The organism is Streptomyces sp. A01 (assembly GCF_059026195.1).
Window position 1 is genome coordinate 311,649 of record NZ_JBWLKN010000005.1, and the last position, 23,425, is coordinate 335,073.

General features: G+C 70.0%; 24 protein-coding genes and 1 tRNA gene. 6 read left to right on the forward strand and 19 right to left on the reverse strand.

From position 1 onward, the window contains the following. Positions 1-37 precede the first annotated feature (37 nt). Positions 38-964 carry a TetR/AcrR family transcriptional regulator gene (locus tag AC5P1B_RS09240; RefSeq protein WP_493886120.1) on the forward strand — a complete coding sequence of 309 codons (927 nt, stop codon included), beginning with the start codon at positions 38-40 and terminating at the stop codon, positions 962-964. A 283-nt stretch (positions 965-1,247) separates the two neighbouring features. On the opposite strand, the gene AC5P1B_RS09245 is transcribed toward AC5P1B_RS09240, so the two are convergent. The 3 genes from AC5P1B_RS09245 to AC5P1B_RS09255 all read right to left on the reverse strand — a co-directional run bounded on the left by AC5P1B_RS09245 (position 1,248) and on the right by AC5P1B_RS09255 (position 5,949). Next, positions 1,248-2,180, reverse strand: a complete 933-nt coding sequence (locus AC5P1B_RS09245) for a YceI family protein (protein WP_493886199.1) — start codon at positions 2,178-2,180, stop codon at positions 1,248-1,250. Positions 2,181-2,648: 468 nt separating this feature from the next. Further along, a complete protein-coding gene (locus tag AC5P1B_RS09250) occupies positions 2,649-5,354 on the reverse strand; it encodes an MFS transporter (protein ID WP_493886121.1) in 2,706 nt (901 codons plus the stop codon). Positions 5,355-5,460: 106 nt separating this feature from the next. After that, positions 5,461-5,949, reverse strand: coding sequence for a MarR family winged helix-turn-helix transcriptional regulator (locus AC5P1B_RS09255; protein ID WP_493886122.1), 489 nt, complete (start codon positions 5,947-5,949; stop codon positions 5,461-5,463). A gap of 610 nt (positions 5,950-6,559) precedes the next feature. Here AC5P1B_RS09255 and AC5P1B_RS09260 point away from each other — a divergent pair. Continuing rightward, on the forward strand, positions 6,560-6,763 hold the full coding sequence (locus AC5P1B_RS09260) for a hypothetical protein (protein ID WP_493886123.1): 204 nt from the start codon (positions 6,560-6,562) through the stop codon (positions 6,761-6,763). Positions 6,764-7,530: 767 nt separating this feature from the next. On the opposite strand, the gene AC5P1B_RS09265 is transcribed toward AC5P1B_RS09260, so the two are convergent. The 7 genes from AC5P1B_RS09265 to AC5P1B_RS09295 all read right to left on the reverse strand — a co-directional run bounded on the left by AC5P1B_RS09265 (position 7,531) and on the right by AC5P1B_RS09295 (position 12,551). Further along, a complete protein-coding gene (locus AC5P1B_RS09265) occupies positions 7,531-8,361 on the reverse strand; it encodes an RNA polymerase sigma factor SigF (protein WP_493886124.1) in 831 nt (276 codons plus the stop codon). Between the two features lie 186 nt (positions 8,362-8,547). Beyond that, entirely contained in the window at positions 8,548-9,540 is a 993-nt protein-coding gene (locus AC5P1B_RS09270; RefSeq protein ID WP_493886200.1) for an RNA polymerase sigma factor SigF, read from the reverse strand. Positions 9,541-10,008: 468 nt separating this feature from the next. Next, positions 10,009-10,302 (reverse strand): Dabb family protein, encoded by a 294-nt coding sequence (locus tag AC5P1B_RS09275; protein ID WP_493886126.1) that lies wholly within the window; start codon positions 10,300-10,302, stop codon positions 10,009-10,011. A gap of 69 nt (positions 10,303-10,371) precedes the next feature. Continuing rightward, a complete protein-coding gene (locus AC5P1B_RS09280; RefSeq protein WP_493886127.1) occupies positions 10,372-10,536 on the reverse strand; it encodes a hypothetical protein in 165 nt (54 codons plus the stop codon). Positions 10,537-10,802: 266 nt separating this feature from the next. After that, complete coding sequence (locus AC5P1B_RS09285) at positions 10,803-11,465, reverse strand: NUDIX hydrolase (RefSeq protein ID WP_493886128.1); 663 nt, start codon at positions 11,463-11,465, stop codon at positions 10,803-10,805. A 19-nt stretch (positions 11,466-11,484) separates the two neighbouring features. After that, complete coding sequence (locus AC5P1B_RS09290) at positions 11,485-12,381, reverse strand: hypothetical protein (RefSeq protein ID WP_493886130.1); 897 nt, start codon at positions 12,379-12,381, stop codon at positions 11,485-11,487. Further along, entirely contained in the window at positions 12,369-12,551 is a 183-nt protein-coding gene (locus tag AC5P1B_RS09295) for a hypothetical protein (RefSeq protein ID WP_493886132.1), read from the reverse strand. The genes AC5P1B_RS09290 and AC5P1B_RS09295 overlap by 13 nt, the downstream gene beginning before the upstream one ends. Before the next feature lie 115 nt (positions 12,552-12,666). Between AC5P1B_RS09295 and AC5P1B_RS09300 the strand changes: the two genes are divergently transcribed. Continuing rightward, complete coding sequence (locus tag AC5P1B_RS09300; RefSeq protein WP_493886133.1) at positions 12,667-13,437, forward strand: WD40 repeat domain-containing protein; 771 nt, start codon at positions 12,667-12,669, stop codon at positions 13,435-13,437. 35 nt (positions 13,438-13,472) lie between these two features. On the opposite strand, the gene AC5P1B_RS09305 is transcribed toward AC5P1B_RS09300, so the two are convergent. The 4 genes from AC5P1B_RS09305 to AC5P1B_RS09320 all read right to left on the reverse strand — a co-directional run bounded on the left by AC5P1B_RS09305 (position 13,473) and on the right by AC5P1B_RS09320 (position 15,253). Then, a tRNA-Ser gene (locus tag AC5P1B_RS09305) sits at positions 13,473-13,559 on the reverse strand. A 97-nt stretch (positions 13,560-13,656) separates the two neighbouring features. Further along, the gene (gene tadA / locus AC5P1B_RS09310; protein ID WP_493886134.1) at positions 13,657-14,121 is read right to left on the reverse strand and encodes a tRNA adenosine(34) deaminase TadA; all 465 of its coding nucleotides are present in this window, start codon (positions 14,119-14,121) and stop codon (positions 13,657-13,659) included. A gap of 75 nt (positions 14,122-14,196) precedes the next feature. Then, complete coding sequence (locus tag AC5P1B_RS09315; protein ID WP_493886135.1) at positions 14,197-14,742, reverse strand: tRNA adenosine deaminase-associated protein; 546 nt, start codon at positions 14,740-14,742, stop codon at positions 14,197-14,199. Between the two features lie 325 nt (positions 14,743-15,067). Then, on the reverse strand, positions 15,068-15,253 hold the full coding sequence (locus tag AC5P1B_RS09320; RefSeq protein ID WP_493886136.1) for a hypothetical protein: 186 nt from the start codon (positions 15,251-15,253) through the stop codon (positions 15,068-15,070). Positions 15,254-15,412: 159 nt separating this feature from the next. Here AC5P1B_RS09320 and upp point away from each other — a divergent pair, with 159 nt between their 5' ends. Continuing rightward, a complete protein-coding gene (gene upp / locus AC5P1B_RS09325; protein WP_493886137.1) occupies positions 15,413-16,048 on the forward strand; it encodes a uracil phosphoribosyltransferase in 636 nt (211 codons plus the stop codon). Positions 16,049-16,275: 227 nt separating this feature from the next. Here upp and AC5P1B_RS09330 read toward each other — a convergent pair whose 3' ends face one another. The 4 genes from AC5P1B_RS09330 to AC5P1B_RS09345 form a co-directional block, all read right to left on the reverse strand. Beyond that, a complete protein-coding gene (locus tag AC5P1B_RS09330) occupies positions 16,276-16,911 on the reverse strand; it encodes a LytR C-terminal domain-containing protein (protein ID WP_493886139.1) in 636 nt (211 codons plus the stop codon). A 443-nt stretch (positions 16,912-17,354) separates the two neighbouring features. Next, complete coding sequence (locus AC5P1B_RS09335) at positions 17,355-17,651, reverse strand: type II toxin-antitoxin system VapB family antitoxin (protein WP_003986294.1); 297 nt, start codon at positions 17,649-17,651, stop codon at positions 17,355-17,357. 389 nt (positions 17,652-18,040) lie between these two features. Beyond that, entirely contained in the window at positions 18,041-18,706 is a 666-nt protein-coding gene (locus AC5P1B_RS09340; RefSeq protein ID WP_493886140.1) for an HhH-GPD-type base excision DNA repair protein, read from the reverse strand. A 347-nt stretch (positions 18,707-19,053) separates the two neighbouring features. Beyond that, complete coding sequence (locus AC5P1B_RS09345; protein ID WP_493886141.1) at positions 19,054-20,058, reverse strand: NADP-dependent oxidoreductase; 1,005 nt, start codon at positions 20,056-20,058, stop codon at positions 19,054-19,056. A gap of 262 nt (positions 20,059-20,320) precedes the next feature. Between AC5P1B_RS09345 and AC5P1B_RS09350 the strand changes: the two genes are divergently transcribed. Both AC5P1B_RS09350 and AC5P1B_RS09355 read left to right on the forward strand, forming a co-directional pair. Further along, positions 20,321-21,238 carry a LysR family transcriptional regulator gene (locus tag AC5P1B_RS09350; RefSeq protein WP_493886201.1) on the forward strand — a complete coding sequence of 306 codons (918 nt, stop codon included), beginning with the start codon at positions 20,321-20,323 and terminating at the stop codon, positions 21,236-21,238. Positions 21,239-21,496: 258 nt separating this feature from the next. Next, positions 21,497-22,189, forward strand: a complete 693-nt coding sequence (locus tag AC5P1B_RS09355; RefSeq protein WP_493886142.1) for a Rossmann-fold NAD(P)-binding domain-containing protein — start codon at positions 21,497-21,499, stop codon at positions 22,187-22,189. Between the two features lie 112 nt (positions 22,190-22,301). On the opposite strand, the gene AC5P1B_RS09360 is transcribed toward AC5P1B_RS09355, so the two are convergent. Further along, on the reverse strand, positions 22,302-23,354 hold the full coding sequence (locus AC5P1B_RS09360) for a hypothetical protein (protein ID WP_493886143.1): 1,053 nt from the start codon (positions 23,352-23,354) through the stop codon (positions 22,302-22,304). Positions 23,355-23,425: the final 71 nt, after the last annotated feature.

Below are 23,425 nucleotides of genomic sequence, written 5' to 3' on the forward strand. Positions count from 1 at the left end.
GTGTACGTACAACCCGGCGATCGAATAAGGAGCGCGCATGGCAACCGGCAGCAACGCAAGCAGGCCGCGGACCAGCGTGTGGTTGACCGGGCGCGCGCTCACCAAGCGCAAAGCCGACCAGCCCGCCGGACTCGACCGCGAGAAGATCATCGCGGCGACGGTGCGCCTGCTGGACGCCGAGGGAATGGCGAAGTTCTCGATGCGTCGGCTCGCCGCCGAGCTGGGGGTGACCGCCATGTCCGTGTACTGGTACGTCGCCACCAAGAACGACCTGCTGGAACTCGCCCTCGACGCGGTCAACGGCGAGATGGACCTCCCCGCGGCCGACGAAGCCGACGAAGCCGACGAAGCCGGCGCGGACGGCGGGGTCGGCCTCGTCGGCGAGGAGGGCGCAGCCGCGGGGGCCGACGCTCGCGACTGGCGCGATGAGCTGCGCCAACTCGCCGACGCATACCGGAAGATGATCGTCACACACCCCTGGGTGTCCCAGCTGGGCGGTGAGTACCTCAACATCGGCCCCCACGCGGTGGCCTTCTCCACCGCCGCCCAGCGGGTGATCCGCCGCAGTGGCGTGCCGATGGAGGGGATGACGGGCGCGCTGGGTGCCGTCTTCCAGTTCGTCTACGGCTTCAGCACCATCGAGGGCCGGTTCGCCGCCCGCTGCCGCGACGCGGGGATCAGCCAGGACGACTACTTCGCGCACGTCATGAACACCATCGACGAGCGCCCCGACCTGGAGAAGATGTTCGGGAGCTCCAGCCGCATCATGCGGGCGCGGGGCGGCAGCACGGTCGAGGAGATGCGGGAGCGGGACTTCACGTTCGCGCTGGACACGGTGATCGCAGGCATCGAGGTGATGCGGGACCGCGCGCGGCAAGCCGCCGACGCGCCCGGCGCGACGACGCCAGCCCCTCCGCCCCTCGCGGGGACGGAGGGCCCTGCCCGCCCGGAGCGGCCCGCGTAACGACTCGCGGTGGCGCCCGTGCTCCCGTGCTCTCCTGTATTCCGTCGTGCTCCGTCGTGCTCCGTCGTACTACATGGCCTGCGGCGGGATTCCCGTACGACGGTCCGGAGCCGCCCCTGGCGGTGCAGCGAGCGCGAGCCGTGTCCCGTGGTCGGACCCGCCGTGAGACGGTCGTCAGGCCGCCGTGAGGCCGCCGTGAGGCCGCCGTGAGGCCGCCGTGAGGCCGCCGTGAGGCCGCCGTGAGACGGTCTCACGGCTGCCGTCAGATGGTGTCAGACCGCCGTCAGACAGTCGGCAGGGTCGCGCCCTGGACCGTCTGGATGTCCAGCTCCACGCGCAGTGTGGTGCCGATCGCCGCGATGCCCGCCGCGATCACCTGGTTGTAATGCATGGCGAAGTCCTCGCGGCGCAGCTCAGCGGTGGCCCGGAAGGCGGCCCGTACGCCGCCCCACGGGTCCTGCCCGGTGCCCAGGTACGTCAGGTCCAGGTCCACCGGCCGGATGACACCGCGCATCGACAGCTCGCCGTGCACCGTCCAGCGGTCGGGTCCGGCCGGGCTGATGCCGGTGCTCGCGTACGTGATGACCGGGTACCGCTCGACGTCCAGGAAGTCAGCGGACCGCAGATGGCCGTCCCGCACGTCGTTGCCGGTGTCGATGCTCGCCGTCTCGATGACCGCCTCGACGCTCGACTTCTCGATGTCCTCGGCGATCTCCACGCGCCCGCTGAAGCCGAGGAAACGGCCGTGCACGCTGGAGATCCCCAGGTGCTGGGCGACGGCGCTGACCGACGAATGCGCCGGGTCCAGGGTCCACGCGCCGGGTGGCGGCAGTTCCACGCCGCCCTGGCGTGCCAGGACGACGGTGCCGACCTCGGCCCGGCCCGAGGCCGTCACGATCGCGGTTGACGCGGCGGGCGCGTAGCCGACGGCCGTGGCGATCACTGTGTACGGGCCCGGGGGCAGTCGCTCCTCCGTCCGCACGGCGCCGTCCTCGTCGACGGCCGCGCGCAGCACCTGCCGGCCGGACATGTCGGTGACGGTCAGCACGGCGTGCTGGACGGCCCATCCGTCGCGGGTGCGCACGCGGGCCCGCAGCCCCGCCCCGGCCTCCGCCTTGCCGCCGGCGGCACTCGGCCCGCCGGTCGTCGTCGCCGTTGCCGTCGTGTACGCGCCGGGGCTGTTCCAGCCCTCGCCCGCGCTGTCGCCCGCACCCATGGTCGTCATGCCGTTACCGCTCCCGCTCCCGCTCGCGTCGCCGCTCACGTTCCCGTTTCCACTGCCGTGTCTCTTGCCTGTGCCTGGACGCGCTGCCTGAACGCGCTGTCCGTACGTGCCGCACGCACGGGCACGGGCTGCCTGTCGGCCCCGCCCGCCCGTACGTACGTGGGCGCCTGCGACGTCCGACGCGCGCTGCATGCTGCACGGCCGCACGCGCTGTGCGCTGTGCGCGCCTGCGTGTACGTGTCGCGTGCTGTGCGTGCTGTGCGTGCTGTGCGTGCTGTACGTGGCTGTACGTGCGCGCGCCCGCGTCGTTGTGTCCGTGTGCGTGGGGTTCCCGGGCGGCGGCGGGCAGGCCGTCCCCTGCCTTCGCGCCCGCCGCCGCCGGGTTCCCTGGGACCGTCCGCTCGGTCCCTCCGGGGCGGGGCGCGCCTCCGCTCGACGCGCGCCCCGGCCCGGGGTCTGTCAGCGACCAGCCTGGTCGTCGGGGTGGACGAGTTCGATGTCGTACCCGTCGACGCCCGCTCCGTACACCGGCAGCGCGTTCGCCACCGGCGGGTAGCCGCTCGCGATGACCGTGTAGTCACCCGTGTCCAGGTCGGTGAACGCGTACGCGCCGTCCTCTCCGGTGCTGGCCGTGGCGGCGACATTGCCCGCCGCGTCGACCAGGGTGACCCGCGCGTCCAGCAGCGGTCGCCGGTCCGCACCGGCCCATACGGTGCCCTGCACCCGGGCGCCGGAACGCAGTTCGATCTCGATCCGGGTCACGCCCTGACCGCCGACCTCGACCGGCAGCGCCGAGGGCCGGTAGCCGGGCGCGTTCACGGCGAGCGTGAAGGTGCCCGGTGCCAGCTCGTCGAGGCTGAAGTCGCCCTGCGCACCGGTCTTCGCGGTGGCGAGGACCTCACCCCTGACGTCGGTGACGACGACCATCGCCGTCTCGACCGGCTGCGCGTCGGCGGCGGCCCGCACCACACCGGCCAGCCCGCTCGTACCGGCCAGCAGGATGTCGTAGCCGAGCGGCTCCTGGCCGACGACGACCGTCGACGCCTGCGGCTGGTGGCCGTCGGCCGCCGCGATCAGGACGTACGAGCCGGAGCCGGGCGCGTTGAGCGCGTACGCGCCGTCCGGCTGTGCGACCGACCGGCCCAGCTGCCGCCCGCTGAGGGAGATCAGCGTGACAGCGGAGCGCGGCACGGCCGCGCCTTCCGCGTTGCGGACGTAACCGTGGACCAGGATGCCGCCGGGCTGCCCCGGTCCGTCGCCTCCCACGGAGGCGTACGCGGCGACCGGCTGAGCTTCCGCCGGGTCCGTTCCGTTCGCCGGGTCCGTACCGGCTACCGCGTCCACTCCGTCCACCGCGTCCGCTCCGTCCACCGGGCGTGCTCCGTCCACGGGGCCGCCGGCCTGGCCGGACGGCCGCGTGTCTGCGGCGGGGTCGCCCCAGGAGGCGGCCCGGCCGCCCGCACCAGTCGTCATCGCGTGCTTCGGCCTGCGCCCGCCGAGCTCGCCACCAGCGGCCTCGCCACCGGCTGCGCCGACGGCGGCCAGCTCACGGGTCTCGTTCGCCTGCTCAGCGCCCTGCGCCTGCGGCTCGGTGAGCGCCGAGTCGGCCTCGGCGTGCGCCGGGCTCGCGGCATCGCCGTGGTGGGCGTGCCCGACGACCTTCGTCTGGAGCGCGACCTCCTTGATGAACAGCGTCACGAGGAAGGCCAGCAGGGCGGCCGGAGCGGCGTACATGAAGATGTCGCCCACACCGTGCCCGTACGAGCTCTCCACGATCGTCCGGATCGGCGCCGGGAGCTTGTCGAGGTCGGGGATGGCACCGCCGCCACCGCCCGAGGACCCCGCCGGAACCTGGCCGCCCTTGGCGGCCAGCTCGGTCATGCCGTCCGTCATGTAGTGCGTGACCCGGTTGGCGAGTACGGCACCGAGCGCTGAGACGCCGACGGCGCCACCCAGCGAACGGAAGAAGGTCACGACGGAGCTGGCCGCACCGAGGTCCTTCGGGGAGACCTGGTTCTGCGTGCACAGCACCAGGTTCTGCATCATCATGCCGATGCCGAGGCCCATCAGGACCATGTAGACGGCCATCTGCCAGTACGGGGTGTCGTAGCGCAGCGTGCCGAGCAGCGCCATGCCGGCCGTCAGCAGCGCGCCGCCGCTGACCAGCCACGCCTTCCAGCGGCCGTTCTTGGTGATGATCTGCCCGGAGACGGTCGACGAGACGAACAGACCCATGATCATGGGGATGGTCATGACGCCCGACATCGTCGGTGACTTGCCGCGCGCGAGCTGGAAGTACTGGCTGAAGAAGACCGTGCCGCTGAACATCGCGATACCGACGAACAGGCTCGCGATCGACGCGAGGGTGATCGTCTTGTTGCGGAACAGCCGCAGCGGAATGATCGGCTCGGCGGCCCGCGACTCGACGAGCACGAAGATCAGGCCGAGCGCGATCGAGCCGCCGACCATCGCGTACGTCTGCCAGGAGATCCAGTCGTAGTTGTCTCCGGCGAGGGTCACCCAGACCAGCAGCAGGGAGACGGCGGCGCTGATGAAGAACGCGCCCGCCCAGTCGACCTTCACGCCCTCGCGCTTGACGACCGGCAGCTTCAGGGTCTTCTGGAGGACGATCAGCGCGATGATGGCGAACGGCACACCGACGTAGAAGCACCAGCGCCAGCCCAGCCAGCTGGTGTCGGTGATGACGCCGCCGAGCAGCGGACCGCCGACGGTGGCGACCGCGAAGGTCGCGCCCAGGTAACCGCTGTACCGCCCGCGCTCACGCGGGGAGATCATCGCGGCCATCACGATCTGCGCGAGGGCGGTGAGACCGCCGACGCCGATGCCCTGGACGACGCGGCAAGCGATCAGCATGCTCGTGTTCTGCGACAGGCCCGCGACGACGGAACCGGCGACGTAGATCACCAGGGATATCTGGACCAGCAGCTTCTTGCTGAACAGGTCGGACAGCTTCCCCCACAGCGGAGTCGAAGCGGTCATCGCCAGCAGCGCGGCGGTCACGACCCAGGTGTACGAGCTCTGGCTGCCGTGCAGATCGCTGATGATCTCCGGCAGCGCGTTCGTGACGATCGTGGACGACAGGATCGCGACGAACATGCCGAGCAGCAGCCCGGACAGCGCCTCCATGATCTGCCGGTGGGACATGGGTGCGGCGTGGGAGGCGTGGGCTGCGCTTTCCGCGGCCGCGGAAGGTCCCGCGTCTCCCCGCACACCGGGTGGTGTGGTCGTTGCCATTGAGTTCCTTATCGCATCATCGCTTAGCGGGTGTACGGGTGGTGCTTTCGGCCAACTGCGGGGGCTGGGTCCGGGACCGGCAGTCTCCGAAGCTGCCCCGCAGTCGGCCGAGAAGTTCGTTGAGCCGGCTCAGATCGGAGTCCGGCCAGGTGCTCAGGCAGTGGGCGAGCACGTCGGTGTAGCGCTCGGCGACCTCGTCGAGGAGGGCCTGGCCGCTCTGGTTGATACGGAGCAGCCGTGACCTCTTGTCCAGCGGGTCGGGGTGCCGGTCGATCCAGCCGCGGTCCGCGACGTGGGCGGCGTGGCGGCTGGTGACCGACATGTCGATGGAGAGCAGCTCGGCGAGCTTGCTCATGCGCATCTCGCCGTGCCGGTTGAGCATCGTGAGGACGACGACGGAGGCCGGTGGACAGTCGGTGGGCAGAACGCGGCTGAGGTCGCGCTGGATGGCCGCTACGGCGCTGAGTTGTCGCGCCAGTTCGCGGTAGAGCTCCTGCGTCGCCACCGGCAATCCCTCCTCACCTTCTGGGTCTTTGTGGGCTCTGACCTGGTGCCTGCTTGGGTCTCCGACCGGGTCCTTGCCTGGGTTCCTGCTTGGGTCCCCGAGCAGGTCCCTGACCGGATTCCTGCCTGGGTCCCTGTGCTCCGGCTCGTGCTGGTCTTCGTGGGCTTCACGGCACGGGTTCGTGTCACGGCACGGCCGGCCGGTCCTGACTGCACTGGTCTGCGCTGACCGCACTGACCTGTGCTGACCGGGACTGATCCGTACTGGCTGTACTGACCTGTGCCGGCTGTCTGGCCTGTGCTGGTTCTTTGTGGGTCTCGGCTCGGCGCTCTGGGCTTGTCTCGCTGCGAGCGCTGAGCTCGGCCTGATCGGCTTTGTCGGCATTGCTTGATCCGGTGTGGCCGTCCGGGACGTCTTCACCGCACTGATCAAGTTGCTTAGGGCAACCATAGGAGAAGTTAGTTGCTACAGGCAAATGAAATCCGGCCAGCTGGGGTAAACACCCGACAAAGCCTGCGTAGGTCCCGAGTCAAGACCCAAAAGGGCACGTCAAGCCCGTAGTGGGGCCGGGGGTGTGCGCGATTCCACAGATTCGCTAGGGTCGGGGCCCATGTTGAACAACCCTGGCCCCGAGGGCAACCACGACCCGGCCGGCAACACCCAGATGTTCCGCGCCTTCGTCGACGAAGGCGGACAGCAGCGGCAGCCCGTCGCCGGCACCACCTCTTCCTCCGGCCCGCGCATGGGCCTGATCCTCGGCGTGATCGCAGCAGTGGTGATCGTCGCCGCGGTCGCCTGGCTGGCACTGGGCTAGACCGGGCGCTCGTAGCGGGCCGGACCCGGCTCGTACCGGGCTACGACACCTCGCGCGCGGGGCCAGACCTGGCTCGTACCGGGCAGGAAGGCTCCTGCCGTGGGCTGCTCGACCGCTCAGCCGTTTCAGCCCGCACGCCCCCGCCTGGACCCTGGGCGGGGGCGTCGGCGCCATGCCCCCGCCCAGACCACCAACCAGGGTTCGGTCTCTCACGGCCCGAGGCGACCCAGCACCGCCCTCCGCACGCTTCCGTGCCCAGCAGCCGGTGGAATGGACGCCAGGGCCCCGGAATGGGGAGAAGCCACGCGTCGCGGAAGACGGGGGAGCAGCGACATACGGTGCCAGGCGACCACAGGACCGGGCGACCACGGTGCCGGGCGAGGTCACGGATCAGCGGCACCACGGCCGAGCTGCGTGCGAGAGCCGAGCGCGACGCATGGGTGGGTGGGACACGGTCGAGTGAAGTCGATGGAAGTCCACAGAAGCCCGCGGAGGCAGATCCCCGTGGAGCGGTACACGCGGCACGAGCGGTACACGCGGTACGCGGGTACAGGCGATGCGGGCGGTACAGGCGGTGACGGCGGCCGCAGGCAGTAGACGCGACGGCAGCGGTACGGGCGGTAGACGCGACGCCGGCAGTACGGGCGGTGCGAGCGAGCGATACACACCATGCGGAGGCTGTGAACAGCGCCGACAGTGCCTGCACGCACGCTCGGCTCCCGTCGGCGGGGGACCAGTAGCCGGGAGCCGAGGGTGGGTGCTTCGGCTCAGTCGGCGATGAGCCCCTCGCGCAGCTGCGCGAGCGTGCGGGTCAGCAACCGTGAGACGTGCATCTGAGAGATGCCGACCTCTTCGCCGATTTGCGATTGCGTCATGTTGGCGAAGAACCGGAGCATGATGATTTGTCGCTCGCGCTGAGGCAGTTGGGCCAGCAATGGCTTCAACGACTCGCGGTACTCCACGCCTTCGAGAGCGCTGTCCTCATAACCAAGCCGGTCGGCCAGTGAGCCGTCTCCGCCGTCGTCCTCGGCGGACGGCGAGTCGAGCGAACTGGCGGTGTAGGCATTGCCCACCGCGAGCCCGTCGACGACGTCTTCCTCCGACACCCCGAGGCACGCGGCCAACTCGGGGACGGTCGGGGAGCGGTCGAGTTTCTGCGACAGTTCGTCGCTGGCCTTGGTCAGCGCCAGCCGCAGCTCCTGCAGTCGGCGCGGCACCCGCACCGACCAACTGGTGTCGCGGAAGAAGCGCTTGATCTCGCCAACGACCGTCGGCATCGCGAAGGTGGGGAATTCCACGCCGCGTTCGCAGTCGAACCGGTCGATCGCCTTGATCAGGCCGATGGTGCCGACCTGGACGATGTCCTCCATCGGCTCGTTACGGCTGCGGAACCGGGCCGCGGCGTAACGGACGAGGGGCAGGTTCAGCTCGATCAGGGTGTCACGTACGTACGTGCGCTCCGAGCTGTCCTGGTCGAGTGCGGTGAGCCGCAGGAACAGGGAGCGGGAGAGGGTGCGAGTGTCGATGGCGTCGCAGTCGTCAAGCACGTGTGATGCGTCAGTGGTGAGCACCTTCGAGCTGCCCAGATCTACGGACATGCCACCCCCTTTGAGGTCGCGGACGGTCGCGGTAGCGCTCGCGGCGTGGAACGCAGCCTTCACCTGAATACCGGAAGAACGGCTGCGGCAAACGCAGTTCCAGCAGAATGTCACATGTCGGCAACACGCTGTAGCGCCAAGTCGACATTAGTCCCTGAGGGCTTCTTTGGGGGTCCCTCTTGCCGGTTACGGCTCGATCCGATTTGCGGATCGAAGCCGAGCAAAGCTGCGCGACAGCAGTCGGGACACGTGCATTTGGGAGACTCCGAGCTCCGCGCTGATCTGCGACTGGGTGAGATTGTTGTAGTAGCGCAGCAGCAGGATGCGCTGTTCGCGCTCTGGCAGCTGTACGAGGAGATGCCGGACGAGGTCCCGGTGTTCGACCCCTGCCAGCGCCGGGTCCTCGTACCCGAGGCGATCCAGGAGACCGGGCAGCCCGTCACCCTCCTGCGCGGCCTCAAGCGACGAGGCGTGGTACGAACGCCCGGCTTCGATGCAGGCCAGGACCTCGTCCTCGCCGATCCCCAGGCGCTCGGCGATCTCGGCGGTGGTGGGAGAGCGCCCGTGGAGCACGGTCAGGTCCTCCGTGGCGCCGCTCACCTGGACCCAGAGCTCGTGGAGCCGTCGCGGCACATGGACCGTACGAACATTGTCTCGAAAGTAACGTTTAATCTCGCCGACGACGGTCGGCATGGCGAAGGTCGGGAACTGCACACCGCGGTGGGGGTCGAACCGGTCGATGGCGTTGATGAGCCCGATCGTGCCGACCTGGACCACGTCTTCCATGGGTTCGTTGCGGCTGCGGAAGCGGGCGGCGGCGTAGCGGACGAGTGGCAGGTTCGCCTCGATCAGCGCGGCTCGTACGCGCGCGTGTTCGGGGGTCCCCGGTTCGAGCCCGGACAGCTCGGCGAACAGCACCTGCGTCAGCGCCCTGGCGTCGGCGCTCCGGCTCTCCCGCGTCTTGGCCCGGTCAGCGCCGACGCTCCCGCCGCCACCGTTGCTGACACCGGTGGCCACGACGGCGCCGTCCGTACTCTCGCCGACGGGCGCGGCACCGACCCCGACGGGCGCGGCACTCGCACCGGCACTCGTACCGGGATTCGTGCCGGCGCTCGTGCCGGCGCTGGCATCGGTGGTCGCGCCGTTGATCACATCTGGGCTCGCAGCCGCCGTGCTCATGCTGGCGCCCACCGCACCCGCACTCGCACCCGTGCCCGCACTCGCACCCGTGCCGGTGCTCGTGCCGGTGCTCGCGGTGTCGATCACACTCGCGGCGACGGGGACCGTGGACGTGCCGTTGTGGGGAGCCTCGCCGCCGCCTCCGTCGTCGCCGCTCAGTGCGCCTTCGCTGTCTTCGCTGGCATCTCTCGGGCTCGTGCCGCTCTGGGGCGGCGTTTTGGGGGCAGTACGGGCCGTCACGGTCACGCCACCCTTCACAATCCCATCCCAATCATTCGGCAAAAGCGGTCATAGCATCACAAGACATGTGCACTGTGTGCAAGCACCGCATAGCGCCGTGTTGATGGGTTAGTTGGGGCAAGTGGCTGTAAATAAGGCAAGTCGCTCACAAGGAACGGCCCCTCGCCGCTGGGGCAAGGGGCCGTCGAACTCCGTGGTCCTCTGAGAACCGCTGGGGACGCCCGCGGGTCAGAACTCGTAGTCGGCAATCACCCAGGTGGCGAATTCGCGCCACAGGGCGGCGGCAGCCTGATGGGCCGGGTGTTCGAGGTAGCGCTTCAGCGCGTCCTTGTCGGCTACCGCGGAGTTGATGGCGAAGTCGTAGGCGATGGGCCGGTCCGTGATGTTCCAGCCGCACTCCCAGAACCGCAGGTCGGGGACGATCCCGTCCAGCTCCTGGAACGCCTTCGCCGCGGCGGCCACGCGCGGCTCGTCGCGCTCGACGCCGTCGTTCAGCTTGAAAAGGACCAGATGGCGTATCACTGGGGGCTGCCCTCCGTACAAACGACACAGGTGTGGCGAGGCGTACGGGCCGTGCCGACCCGCGACCGGTCAGTTGACCAGCTCGGTCATGAACTCGCCAATGCCCTTCGCCGCGTCCGAGATGCCCTCGAACCCTATCTGGACAAGGTCAGCAGCTCGCGCGGGGGAGTTGATGATCGTGTACAGCACGAAGACGACGATCATGTAGAGGGCGATCTTCTTCGCCTGCGCCATCCCGCCGTCTCCCCTGTGATCTGCTCTGCGGACGCGTGAGTCTACCCACACCGATGGGCCGCTCGGGTGAGTAGTGCGATCGTTCACGCAGACTTCAGTGCCGAAGGGTCCGACAAACGGGGCCCTTCGCCCCCGTCCCCTCCCCTTGACCCGCCGACCGACACGACACCTCACCGCCACGCGACTCACCGCACGCCACTCACCACCCCCCCACACACCGCCGCACTCATCAGATGCCACACCACTCACCGCCGCACCACTCATCGTCACGCTCCAGCGCCCAGCAAGCCGGTCAGCCGTGCGCGGGTGAACACCGCGATGGTGAACGCGTCGGTGATGGCTCCGTCGACGATCATCTTCTCCACCGCCGGCCAAGCGACCGTCGTGGTGCGCCGGATGCCTTCGGCGGTGTCCAGGCCGCCGGTGTGGTCGATGCGGGCCGCATACAGTTCGACGCGGCTGCTGAGCAGCCCGCTGTCAGGGTGCAGCTCACCCAGCGGAATGAGTTCCTCGGCTCGCGCACCGATCTCTTCGAAAAGCTCCCGCGTGGCGCTGCTGGCTCCCGAGGCCCCGTGGGAGCCCATGCCCCGCGGGGCTTCCCAGTGCCAGGCCCGGGTGGCGTGCCGGTAGTGCTGGATGAGGACGACCTGGTCGGTGCCGACGAGGGGGAGTATCACGGCGCCGGGGGCCACGGTCGTGGGAACGACGCGCACGTACAGTCCCAGCGCGCCGCCGGGAAACCGCACCGCGTCGCGAACGACCGTGATGAAACGGTCCGAGTACACCACTCCGACCGGCTCACCCGTGCCCACTCCCGCGCTGTCGCGTGCCGCCTCGATGTCGTCTGGTGCGAAAAGAATTTCCACCCCATCGGGAGGGTTCTCGAACAACTCCGGGCGTGTGGCGCGTAGCCGGTCGTACGGTGTCACGCTGCGTTCCGCATTCTGCTCAGTACTCCCAGCTGTCTTCCTGCATGGTGGTGGAGCTGGTGGCGGACGTCAAAGCCGCCTCCTCGCGATACCCGGGAAGTCTTCGGACAAGGTCGTGGAACCGTCTCCACTCCCCCTCGCTTTCCAGGCGTACGGTGGCCATTTCCCGCGCGAACTTCTGCTCAAGGTGCCCTGCGGCGCGGTTCCGGAGTACGAGTTGCACCGAGCCGCCGTACGCGCTGGCTGCCGTTGCAGCGATGCAGCCGGTCACCGACCATGTTTCGTCACCGGTGACCGCGGTGAAGGTCGAGCCGCCTACATTGACGATGACTTCGATGATGGGCATCCAGTTGTTGGCCCTGGCGCCTGCGGCGCGGCGGCTGTTCGCGAGTTGGACGATGACGGAGTTGAGCTTGACGTATCGGTGGAATACTCCTGCGACTCCGTCGTGGAATGCGGCCGGGTCGGTGACGAGGGAGTCGAAGGCCGACATGTACGAGCCCCACTCATCGGACTGGCGCAAGCTCACGATGTCCGCGAGGTCGCGCGAGTCGATGGTGGCGGGCGTGAGGTGGTCTTGTACGGTGGCGAACGCCTGCTTCTGCAGGAACCGCAGCAGCTCATGCGGGTCGTCGACCGTGTGGCTTGTCATTCCCCCGCGAACGTCCCGCCATTCCTGTAGGACCAGGCGGCGCAGGCTGTCGCCCGGCGTCAGCGGGTACATGCCGAGAACATCGGCGAGGTTGACGTTGTACATCAGATCCAGCAGTTGCTTGAACTCGCCGGAGAACTGCTTGTTCTTGTCGTACCTCCCGTCGGATATGGGGAAACCGGGCACGGAGACGAACTCTTTGTACAGCACATCCCGGGTGACGCGCTGATTGCTGGTCCGGTTCCTGTTGCTCAGCTCGACCACTTCTCCGATCTTCCGGGCGAACTGCGGGACTTCGCCGGCACGCCGACCTGGGCGGCCAGCAGAGGAATGTCCTTGGCGGTCAGCCCTTGCACGCGGGCGGCGAAGGGGTTGAACAGCGCGGTCTGCGCGGCCGCGGCTCCGGTCGCCACTAGAACTGTACGCATGCGCATGTACGTCTCCCCCTTCTGATTCAGCTTTCTCTTCCCGCACGTCGATCAACTCCGTGTTCAACTCCGCGTTCGGAATCCGGAGGTGGTCGCCTGCGGCTCGCCGTGGAAACCCGCTGTGGGGACATGCCGACCGGCGTGCTCCTACCGACGGGTTCATCTCGGCGTTTGTCGCGCCAAGCCACCCAGTGGTGCGACGGACGCGGTCGGCATCAACGACTGTGCGGGGCTTTGGAGTTGCCCGAAAGCGCCGCCCAGCACCGCATCGGCGGCCAGCAGCGACGGCCAGGTACTGGCCACGGCCGGAGACGACCGCGCCGTACGCGTGTGGAGCCTGGCGACAGGCAAGCGGACCGCCACGCTCAGAGGGCCCACCAGCGCCGTGCGGAAACTGGTGATCACTCCTAACGGGAGCACCCTGGCCGTGGGCAGCAACGACGGCACCATCCGTGTGTGGGACGTCGCCACCCGCCGTACCACCGCGACGCTCACCGCCAACTCCGGCTTCGTCCGCGCGGTGGCCTTCAGCCCCGACGGCTCCACCCTCGCCTCCACCAACGCCGACGACAGCGTACGGCTGTGGAGCACGCGAACCACGCATCTGCGGGCCACCCTCACCGGCCCCGCCATCGAAGGCATACCGACAGTGCGCTTCTCGCCCGACGGCCACGCCCTGGCCATCCCCGGCCCCCGCAATGCCGCCCGCGTCTGGAGCACCGACGCCAGCAGCACCCACGCTGGGAGCTCCCACGCCGACTACGTCGGCCGCGTCCGGAGCGCCGACGCCGACTATGTCGCCAGGCGCGGCTGCGGCCTCAGCAGAGACCACCACTGGGCACAACTCCTCCCGGACCAGCCGCCCAGGTGCCGCAAACAAAACCGCCCCTGACCTGTTTTCGCAGGTCAGGGGCGGTTCCCTTGAAGCGGTAGCGGTGGGATTTGAACCCACGGATAGCTTGCACCATCACACGCTTTCGAGGCGTGCTCCTTCGGCCGCTCGGACACGCTACCGAGAGAGAGCTTAGCGGACGGTGGGCCGTGCTCTGAAATCGGTTCGGGTGACGGCCTCGGATCGGTGGCGTTGTGGGGCACGCGGACGGGTGGCGGGTCAGCGCCGGCGGAAGAAGTGGGTCAGCAGGCTCGCGCACTCCTCGGCGAGGACGCCGTGGACGACCTCGGGCCGGTGGTTGAGCCGGCGGTCGCGTACGACGTCCCACAGGGAACCCACGGCGCCCGCCTTCTCGTCAACCGCGCCGTAGACGACCCGGTCGAGGCGGGACAGGACGATCGCGCCCGCGCACATCGTGCACGGCTCCAGGGTGACCACCAGTGTGCAGTCCGTCAGCCGCCACTCGCCGACCTGGCTCGCCGCCGCACGGATGGCCAGAACCTCGGCGTGCGCCGTGGGGTCGCCCGTCGCCTCGCGTTCGTTGCGGCCACGGCCGAGCACGGAGCCGTCCGGGCCCAGCACGATGGCGCCGACCGGCACGTCGCCCGTCTCCGGGGCCCGTACGGCCTCCTCCAGGGCGTGCCTCATCGGCGCGAGCCAAGGATCGCGCAAAGGGTCGCTCATGACACCAGTGTGCGGCAGCCCGCCGCCGTGCCTCGGCGGGCCGCCCTGGTACGGGGCCTCGTGGGGCCCCCGGATTCAGCGCACCGTCTCCAGGACCTCCCCGCAGCCGAGGACCTCCGCGATCTCCCCGAGAGCGTCGGAGCTGAGCGCGCGCAGCTGCCCGCTGCTCATCCCGAGGTCGGTGAGGATATCCGCGTCGCCGAGCGGGCCCGGCGGGACTGTCTCGTCGGACACGGCGGCAGCGTCCTCCTCCACTTCGGAGTCGGGTTCACCGTCCTCCGTCCCGTCGAGGTCGACCAGCCGGTCCAGGTCGTCTTCCGAGTCGTGGTCGATCAGCTCGTCGGTGAGCATCGTTCCGTACGAGCTGCGAGCGGCCGCTGCCGCATCCGAGACGTAGATGCGCGGGTCCTCCTCGCCGTCCACCCGGACGAGGCCGAACCACGCGTCTTCCTGCTCGACGAAGGCGAACACCGTGTCCTCGTCCACCGCGGCCCCCCGGGCCAGATCGGTGAGGTCGGACAGGGTCTCCACATCGTCGAGCTCTGTGTCGCTCGCTTCCCACCCGTCTTCGGTGCGCGCGAGCAGTGCGGCGAAGTACACCGTGACTCTCCCACTGGTCATAGGCGTGCCGGGACAGACGGGGCTACGCCCCGCCCACTCGGAATCGTGGCAGAAACCAGCGTCTCAGGAGGGGTCTTCCGCACTGCGTCGTGCAGCTGTCCGAAGTCATGTCACTTTCGGAACACTCACGGACGCACTCGGTGATCCGCACATGCGTCCGGTGACGCGGCGGGTACGGAACGCACCGGGCGCCTGCGTCCGCCCACGTCCGCCCCGCTCGCCCGCCCCCGCGCGCGTGCAGGAACGTCGTCGGTGTCGTGCGTGTCGTGCGTGTCGTCGTGTCGTGTGGGTGTCCTGGGCGCGTGCGTCGCGCTTTAGCTCTGCGCTACCAGCGAAACGTGCGCATGCGCATCGCCTGCCGCATCCGGGCGGCGCGCGCCCGGCGCGGCTGCACACGCTCGCGGAGTTCCTTCGCCTCATTCAGCTCGCGCAGGAACTGTGCGCGCCGTCGGCGGCGGTCGATGTCTGTCTCCTGCGTTGTCTCGTCGCCGAGTTCGTCTTGGTCAGCCATGGCACACCACCTCGGGCGGAGCTATGCGCCCAGAGCAGCAGGCCGGGCGTACGTGCCCACTTTCCCCCGAATCAGTGGTTTGACGCCACCGCGACGGCAGACTGTGCGCGGCTGTCCGCCGCGCGGTCAACGCGCGTCCGCTCGGCTACTGTCGATGCCATGCGTATCCACGTCGTCGACCACCCACTGGTCGCGCACAAGCTCACCACCCTGCGCGATCAGCGCACTGATTCCGCGACCTTCCGGCGGCTCGCCGACGAGCTGGTCACCCTGCTCGCGTACGAGGCCACTCGCGATGTGCGCACCGAACAGGTCGACATCGAGACCCCGGTCACGGCGACGACCGGGGTGCGGCTCTCACATCCGCGTCCGCTCGTCGTGCCGATCCTGCGCGCCGGTCTCGGCATGCTCGACGGCATGGTCCGGCTGCTGCCGACGGCCGAGGTGGGCTTCCTCGGCATGGTGCGCAACGAGGAAACGCTGCAGGCTTCGACGTACGCGTCCCGCATGCCCGAGGACCTCTCCGGCCGTCAGGTGTACGTGCTCGATCCGATGCTGGCGACCGGCGGCACGCTTGTCGCGGCGATCAACGAACTGATGGCGCGCGGCGCGGATGACGTGACGGCGCTGTGCCTGCTGGCGGCGCCCGAGGGGGTCGAGGTCATGGAGCGCGAGCTGGCGGGCACGCCGGTGACGGTGGTCACCGCGTCCGTCGACGAGCGGCTCAACGCGCAGGGCTACATCGTGCCTGGCCTCGGCGACGCGGGCGACCGGATGTACGGCACCACAGGCTGACGTTTCACGCGGTGATCCACGGCTGGCGTTCCACGGTGGGCGTTCCGCTACCGATGGTCTCCGGCTGACGGTCTACGACCGATGGTCTCCGGCTGACGCCCCGCTGCTGGTGTTTCTTCAGTCGTGGCGTCGTGGCGTCGTGGCGCGGCACCGCTCCGCCGCCCTGTCGCCGTGCCTTCGGGGTCGGTGTTCGGTGCCGGTGCCGGTGTCTCTGGCTCGGTCTCGGGTCAGCAGTTCCGTGAAGTCGTCGGCGAGGGGTTGGCCAGAGCGGTGAGCGCCTTGCCGGCGGCTTTCTTCGTCGCCAGCTTCTTGTAGCCGTCACCGATGATGAGGTCGATGTCCTTGGCCTTGCGGGCGTCGCTCTTCGTTCTGGCCCCGGCGAGCTGTGCGCCCAGCACGTCGAGGCTGCTGCCGTCGTTGGTGGCCTTGGGGCCGAGCAGCAGCCCGGTCTCCTTGACCTTCTTGTCGTAGGCGGCGGGCGCGTTGCCCACCTTTCCGATCTTGAAGCCGCGCTTCTTCAGCTCGTCGGCGGTGTCCTTGGCGAGGCCGCTGCGAGTGGTGGCGTTGTAGATGTTGACCGTGATGCCGGATGGTTTCGGCAGCGGACGCGCGGACGGGCGCGCGCTCGGCATGTCGACCGGGTGGCAGTCCTTGTCCTCGGAGGCGTGTGCCGCGCTGCCGCCCCCGCCCGTGAACACGTCGACGAGCTGCAGTGTGCCCCAGCCGATGATGCCGAGTGTGAGAGCCGAACCGAGCACGGCGAGCACGAGGCGACGGCGATTCTTGGGACGACGCATACGCGGGTAGCAGTCGCCCGTGATGCGGTACTTTCCGCCCATGCCGGGAGGCGTCAGCATGCTCATGGCCGCAGCGTAGTGCGGGTGGCAGCCAATGCCTACTAAATGATCAATGGTTGACCCCAGGCCCAACCCAAAAGGGTTAATCCGGCCGGGTGCGGAGGCCGTCGCGGCGGTCGGCGGACGGCCCCTCGGACGGGGGCCGGGCTGGTCCGAGTGGGCGTGCGGGCGGGGACGGGCGGGTGCCCCAGGCCGCCGCTCGCGTCGGCGTAGCCGCGGCTCGGTGAGGGATGGGCGTGTCGGGGCGCGCTCGCTCGATGCCGGGGTGGTCGTGCCGGGCCCGGCCGCGCTTGTTCGGTGCTGGTGGTACGAACCCGGCATCCGGTGCGAGACCCCGTGCTCGGTACCCGTACGAGACCGGTCGGCACCCGCTACGAGACCGGGCAGGAGCGTGTTGCTTTACCGGGTGGGGGTGTCGCTTCGGTGCTGGGGCGGCGGGGCCGGCCCGCTCAGCCCAGTTCCAGCACGCGCGCGTGCAGCACTTGCCGCTGCTGGAGCGCCGCGCGCACCGCGCGGTGGAGTCCGTCCTCCAGATACAGATCGCCCTGCCACTTCACGACATGGGCGAAGAGGTCCCCGTAGAACGTGGAGTCCTCCGCGAGCAGCGTCTCCAGATCGAGCTGCTGCTTGGTGGTGACGAGCTGGTCAAGGCGTACCGGGCGTGGGGCCACATCCGCCCACTGGCGGGTGCTTTCCCGGCCGTGGTCGGGGTACGGCCGCCCGTTTCCGATGCGCTTGAAGATCACACGGAAAGCCTACCGGGCAAGCGGTACCCGGCGCAGCCATGAGGCAAGAGTGCGAAAGTGATAAACGGCGGCATATCGGGAGCGATTCCTGAGTGGGAGCGTGTCCTCCGCCGCTGCTTGGGTCCCGGGCGCACTGACCACCGCCGAAATCGCCCCCTCGACCGGTCCGCGTCAGCCTCGCGTTCGGCGTCGGCGCTGCACTGCGGGAGGGTGACGCCTCTCCGGGCGCGTGCGGCCGGGCCAGTTCTTCCGCGCTCATCCGGTGCGGAGATCCGTCGGTCACGGCCTCTGGGCCGCCTCACTCGCCGTCTGAGAACCCGAGCGCGGGCGGCTGCGCCGGGGCGGCAGGGGCGCGACGGAATTCGACACGAACGAGCTACTACGCGCCCCTACGCCTTGCCCTCGCTCTTGCCCTCGCCCTTGGCCCCGGCGCTCCCACGACCGCTGCCGCCGGTTCCGCCGCCGGTGGTCTTCTCCGGTGCCTGGCGTGCCGCCCGCTTGGCGTTCTGTTTGTACGCGCGGACCTTGGCCAGCGTCTCCGGCCCCGTGATGTCGGCGGCGGAGCGGTAGGAGCCGACGTCGCCGTACGGGCCCGCCACCTCGCGCCAGCCCGCCGGTGTCACGCCGAGCTGCTTGCCGAGCAGCGCCAGGAAGATCTGCGACTTCTGCTTGCCGAAGCCCGGCAGGTCGTTCAGCCGACGCAGGACCTCCTTGCCGTCGTCGCAGTCGCGCCACAACGCGGCCGGGTCGCCGCCGTAGTGCTCGACCAGGTACTGGCACAGCTGCTGCACGCGCTTGGCCATGGAACCCGGGTAGCGGTGCACGGCGGGCTTGGCGGACAGCAGCTCGGCGAACCGTTCGGGGTCGTAGGTGGCGATCTCATGGGCGTCGAGGTCGTCGCCGCCGACGCGCTGCGCGATGGTGTACGGGCCGGAGAAGGCCCACTCCATGGGGACCTGCTGGTCCAGCAGCATCCCGATCATGGTGGCCAGCGGGCTGCGGCTGAGGAGGGCGTCGGCCTCCGGCTGCTGAGCGAGCCGAATGCTGTTGTCCATGGGCGGTCGGGGAGCGGCCCTCAGATGGCGGACAGGTTCCCCGTCCTCCTTTCGGTCCATCGCGACCAGCCGTAGCTCACCGGCCGCACATCCGACACAAGCGACGCCTTCCATCATTTCCCGCACGCCGATGCTTCGCGACCGCGCCACACGGGCACTACCGGCACCACTACCGGCACCACCGCCCACGGCACCGCACCCCACGACCACGGCGCCATGGCGCGCTCCCGCACGACCCCGTCCGCCCGACCCTCCGCCCGGCCCCGTCCGTATGTCCCGTCCGTGCGCCCCGTCCGCCCGCCCCGGCCACGCGCCCAGTCCGGGACCCACCGTTCCCGTCTGGCCGCCTACGCCGAGGGCGTGAGCTGGACGAGCATCTTGCCGGTGTTCGCCCCGCTCAGTACGCCGAGGAACGCGTCCACGACCCGGTCGAAGCCCTCGTACACCGTCTGGTCCATGACGATCCGCCCCGCCTGGATGTGCGGTACGAGGAAGTCGGCCAGCTCCTCGGCGACGTGCGGGTGGTCGCGGACCGCGAAGCCCTCAAGGCGAAGGCTCTTGTCCACGATCTCGTAGAGGTTGCGCGGGGCGGCGGGTGGCTGGGCGCTGTTGTACTGGGCCACTGCTCCGCACCAGGCGATGCGGCCGTACGTTCGGAGCGAGCCGATCGCGGCCTCCAGGTGGTCGCCGCCGACGTTGTCCAGGTACACGTCGATTCCGTCGGGGGCGGCCTTCGCCAACTGCTCGCTCACCGGGCCGTCGTGGTAGTTGAAGGCGGCGTCGAAACCCAGGTCGTCGACGAGGTGCGCGACCTTCGCCGCCGAGCCAGCGCTGCCGATCACCCGACCCGCGCCGAGCAGCCGGGCGAGCCGGCCGGCCGCGCTGCCCACGCCTCCGGCTGCGGCCGAGATGAAGACGGTCTCTCCCGGCTGGAGCTTGGCGATCCTGGTCAGCGCGACGTAGGCGCTCAGTCCGGTTCCGCCGAGTACACCGAGGTGGGCGCTCACCGGTACCCCCTCGTACCGGGGCAGCAACCGGGCGTTCCCGGCTGAGCTGACGACCGCGTGCGTACTCCAGCCGCCCCGGTGGAAGACGAGTTCGCCGACGGGCAGCGCGGGGTCGCCGGACGCTGTGACGCGGCCTATCGCCCGCCCCTCCAGCGGGGCGTTCAGGTCCCAGCCGCCGTCCATCTCCTCGCGCATGTACGGATCAACGGAGAGGTAGACGTTCTCCACAAGGGCCGTGCCGGGTGCCACGGTCGGCAGTGGCTGCTGGAGGAAGGTGAAGTTGTCGGCGGTGGGCGCCCCATGAGGGCGGGAAATCTGCTGTACGGAGCGGAAGGTGCTGGTCATGGCGTCACCGTAGAGCGGTGCCACGGTGGCTCCCAGCCTCTTGCGTCGATGGAAGAGCACCTTCCATGAAGGCCGTTCATGGGATTGGATGCGCCAGGTGACCGAAACCGACGCCAGCAGTCCACACCGGGCCCCAGCCGCAGCGACCGGGCCCCAGCGCACCGGCCGGACCCAGCGGGATTCCGGGCGCGCCGACCGGAGCGCGGTAGCGCCGCGGTTCAAGGGCGCGCGGCCGGAGGCGGCGGAGCTCACCGGGCCCGAGCTGCGGGTGTTGGTGGCCGTGGCGGAGGAGGGCGGGTTCACGGCGGCCGGGGTCAGGCTCGGCCTGACCCAGTCGGCCGTCTCCCATGCCGTACGGGCCTGTGAGCGCAAGCTCGGCGCCGTGCTGTTCGACCGTGGCCGGCACGGTGCCAGGCCGACCCCCGCCGGCGCGAGGGCCAGCGCGCACGCCCGGCGCATCCTGCGGCTGCTGGGGACGATGGCCGCCGAGACCCAGGGGGAGGCGGCGGGCGGCATCTCGGGGCCGCTGCGTATCGCCGCCTTCCGCAGCGCGGCCGCCCATCTGCTGCCCGCCGCCCTCGCCCGGCTCACCGCACGGCACCCGGGGCTCACACCGGAGGTGCGGATCGTACGGGAGGTCGGGCGCGGCACGGCGGGGGAGGTGGCCGACGGGCGGGCCGACCTCGCCATCGCCACCCTCAACGCGAACGAGCCGACGCCTGCGGGGCTGCTGTCGGCCGGTCTGATCGACGAGCCGTACTTCCTGATCCACCCTCCGGGCCACGCCGCGCCGCGCACCCTCCCGCTGATCGACTGGGAGGAGAACTGCGGCTCGTACACCCGTGAGTGGTGGGACGCCCAGGCGTGGATACCGCCCGCCACGGTCAACGTCGAGGACGACACCGTGGTGCTCTCGATGGTCGCGCAGGGCATGGGGATGGCCATCATGCCCGCCCTCGCACTGGTCGCCACCCCCGCCGCGATCGCCATCACCGACCTCGGGCCACGCCGCCCGGCCCGCGGCGTCGGCTACGTCACCACGCCGGAGATGGCGCGGCACCCGGCGGTCAGGGAACTCATCCGGGAGCTGCGCTCCACATCTCCGATGGCGGCCGTCGGCGCCGTCCGCTCGGACCCGGAGGAGCCGCGAGCGGTCCGCGCCGACGACACGGTGAGCTGACCGAGTCAGCTGCCGGAACCGGGCGGGCTGGGCCGAGCCGGGCGGGCTGCGTAGGGGATGTGTGGGGGAGCGGATCAGTGGTACGAATCTGGTCGGCTCGGTGGCGTGCGGCGGGAGCGAGGACGCGGCGGCGGGCGGGCCGTCCGGTTCGCCACCGGCAAGCGTGGATGCGCCTGCCCGACACCTTGGATGACGTGCTGTGCTGGATGACGTGCTGAGTGAGCTGGATGACGTGCTGAGTGTGCCGGGTGGCGTGCTGTGAAGGTAGTGATCTTCGGCGCCACGGGGATGGTCGGCCAGGGTGTGCTGCGGGAGTGCCTGCTGGATGAGCGGGTGGAGAGCGTGGTGGCGGTCGGGCGGACGCCGATCGGGAAGCGGCATCCCAAGTTCCGGGAAGTCCTCCACCAGGACTTCACCGACTTCACGGCCATCGCCGACGAACTCACCGGCTTCGACGCGTGCTTCTACTGCCTGGGCATTTCGGCGGCGGGCAAGCGGGAGGAGGAGTACCGGCGGGTGACGTACGACTACGCGGTCGCCGCCGCGCGGGCGGTCGGCGCCGGAAACCCGTCGCTCACCTTCACGTACGTCTCGGGTGAGGGCACGGACAGCACCGAGCGCGGCCGCTCCAAGTGGGCCCGGGTGAAGGGCCGTACGGAGAACGCGCTCCTCGCGTTGGACTTCCACGCGTACATGTTCCGGCCGAACTACATCCAGCCCCTGCACGGCGAGACCTCGAAGACGCCCGCGTACCGGGCGATCTACGTGGCCATCTCCTGGCTCTACCCACTGCTCAGGCGGCTGGCGCCGAAGCATGTGACGACGACGGAGCGGCTGGGGCGCGCCATGATCAACGTGGTGGAGTGGCAGGGCGCGGGCGAGCACGTGCTGCACAGCCCGCAGATCAACCGGGCCGCGGCGGCCGGCGGCCGGCGCCCACTGAGCCGCTGACGCGCTGCTGATCTTCTGCTGCTGACCTGCCACTGACCTGCCACTGATCTGCCGCCGACCTGTCGCCGGCCTGCCTTTGGCCTGGGGCGTGGCAGGCGTGGCGTCGCCCGTCCTATTCGCCCCCGCCCCCGCCTCCGCCACCATCTCCGCCGCCTCCGCCCCCGCCATCACCACTCCCCCCGCCGTCGCTTCCTCCCCCATCACCCCAGCTGTCGCCGCCGCCGGACCCCGAGTCGTCGCTGCCGCCACCGACGTGGGTGAACCAGGGCTCCTCCCAGACGATGGGCTCGCCCGGCTCCGGAGCGGGGCGGCGGGTGCCGAAACGGACCATTCCGGTGCCGTCGCCGATGGCGAAGGAGATGGCGAAGAAGTGGGCCATGACGGCGTCGAGCGGGTCGGCGTTCTCGTGCCGCACCTGCGTGAGCGGCCGCAAGGGCAGGCCCCGGCCCGAGTTGGGCGCCGGGCGGGCGAGCCAGGCCACCAGCACGCCGTTGCGGGAGAGCGACGACGTACGCCTGTTGTGCCGCCGCAACTCCCAGTGCCCCAGCGGCGACGAGACGGTCACGGAGCGCTGGGTCCACCGCCGCCTGAACGTCACGGTCACGGCCGCCGGCACCTCGCCGATGGTGACACTCAGCATGGCCCCGGGGTCGCGCACCCGCGACGACATGCCGTACGGACCGCGCAGCCGGACGACGGGGGCTCCCTGCGCCCATACGTCGGCCCGGACCAGGCGGCGGTCCACGGTGACCGTGACCGGTCCGGACGGTGCCGGTGCCTGCCGCCGCGCCATCCACAGCGGCACGCCTTCCCGCTGCGCCTGGCCTGCCATGGCGGCGACGGCGCCCGGCCCGCCGTTGAACTGCGTCGCCATCCGGCCGAGCACACCGACGAACTCGGCGGCCCGCCGCACCTTCACCAGTTTCGTCGACCCCGAGACCCGTACGACGGGCACCGCCCCGCTGCCCTCGGGTATCCGGCTCAGCGGCCGTTCGGAACCACCGCCACCGAGCCACTGCCCGCGCTGGAACGCCTCGGCCATGGCCACCAGGTGCAGCTCGGTCAGCGGCGTGCGCTGCGCGCCGGTCTTCAGCGTGGTGTCGGTCAGCTGGACGGTCGTGGCCAGCGGGTTCCAGGACTTCTCCGCGTAGATGACCTCATGCATGAGTCCCCCGTTGTGTCTGTTTCGGCCGTGGCGCACAGGGTGCTTCGACCCGTGGTCGTCGGGCCCCGGCC